Origin of the sequence: Spirillospora sp. NPDC046719, from assembly GCF_040645715.1 — a bacterium.
Taxonomy (GTDB): Bacteria; Actinomycetota; Actinomycetes; order Streptosporangiales; family Streptosporangiaceae; genus Spirillospora.
Genome location: NZ_JBEYYT010000150.1, coordinates 19,069 through 20,411 on the forward strand (window position 1 = coordinate 19,069; position 1,343 = coordinate 20,411).

Annotated in this window: 2 protein-coding genes; both read right to left on the bottom strand. The window is 75.4% G+C overall.

What is annotated here, in order from left to right; genetic code table 11:
• Nucleotides 1-519 (bottom strand): GNAT family N-acetyltransferase (locus ABZ914_RS24650; protein WP_500196005.1); only part of this gene is annotated, 519 nt, incomplete at its 3' end.
• Nucleotides 520-526: 7 nt separating this feature from the next.
• A partial coding sequence (locus tag ABZ914_RS24655) for an endonuclease/exonuclease/phosphatase family protein (RefSeq protein WP_500196007.1) occupies nucleotides 527-1,343 on the bottom strand: 817 nt, incomplete at its 5' end.

Consider the following 1,343-nt stretch of genomic DNA (forward strand, 5'->3'; position numbering starts at 1 on the left):
GTTTTTATTTTGTTTTGTGGTGTTGTTCTTTTCTTCTCCCTCGCGGCACCAGAGGCCGCGCCCCCGCCGGGGGGCGCGCGCCCGCCCCCCCCCCCCCCGCCGGTACAGGCGCAGGTTGCCCTCGCTGAGGTGCCCGGTGAACAGCACGCACGCGTCGGCGCGGCCCGCGACGCGCTCCTCCAGCTCCCGCATCAGCCGCCCGCCGATCCCGCGGCCCTGCAGGTCCGGCGCGACGACGAGCCGCCCCACCAGGCAGGTGTGGTCGCTGAACTGGGCGCGGACGGCGCCGGCCATCCGGCCGCCGAGCACCGCCTTCAGCACCACGGCGTCGCCCTCCAGCACCTTGTGGAGCTGCTCCAGCGACTCCACCAGCGGCGGGATGAACGGGTCGCCGTACAGCTGCGCCTCGGAGACGTAGGCGGCGCGCTGCAGCGTCAGCAGCTCGCCGGCGTCGGCCGGCACCGCCGCCTCGACCGTCGCCGTGCTCGCGTCCCCGCTCCCGGGCCCCGCGTCCCGCATGGTCGCCTCACTTCCCGATCCGGAGCGTCACCGCGACCGGATAGTGGCCGGACGCCCCCGAACGGGGAACGTCGTAGTCGGTGAACATCACCCCGTCGGAACCGAAGACGTAGTCGGTGCGGTCGCCGTCGACGGAGGTCGGGGACGCGTCGCCGCCGAGCGCGGCGTTCCGCAGGTCCGTCCCGTCGGTCATGCCGGTGACCTCGGGGCTGCCGGGCCCGGCGCCGAAGTCGCCGCCGATGACGGTCCGGGGCGCGCCGCCCCAGGCGCGCAGCAGCGCCGCCACCTCGCGGGACCGCTCCTCGCTCTGCCCGTCGCCGCCCTGCAGGCGGGTCGACCAGACGTCCATCGTGCTGCCGCCGACGGCCAGCCGCGCCCACACGTACCCGCGGATCTGCGACCAGTCGCCCTTCTGCATCCGGCCCGTGCCGGAGCTGCGGACGGGCAGCGAGGTCAGGATCGCGTTGCCGAACTGGCCGTCCGCCGCGGGCCCCCAGATCAGCTTCATGCCGAGCCGCCGCGACAGCCAGACGCCGAGGTCGGCGGTGCCCGACAGCAGCGACCCGCGGCTCGCCTCCTGCAGCAGGACGACCTGGGCGCGCTGCCCCTCGATGGTGCGGGCGACGCCCTCGGGGTCCAGCCGGCCCTTCTGGTTGATGGCGTCCTCGATGTTGTAGCTGAGCAGGCGGACCTGGCCGGGGACGGGCCCGGCCTTCGCCGTCCCGTCCGGCGCGGCCACCGTGAACACCACGGTGCCGAGCAGCAGGGCGAGCGCGGCGGCGCCGCCGGTCAGCGCGCGCAGCGGCGCGCGCGCGGGCAGCGGG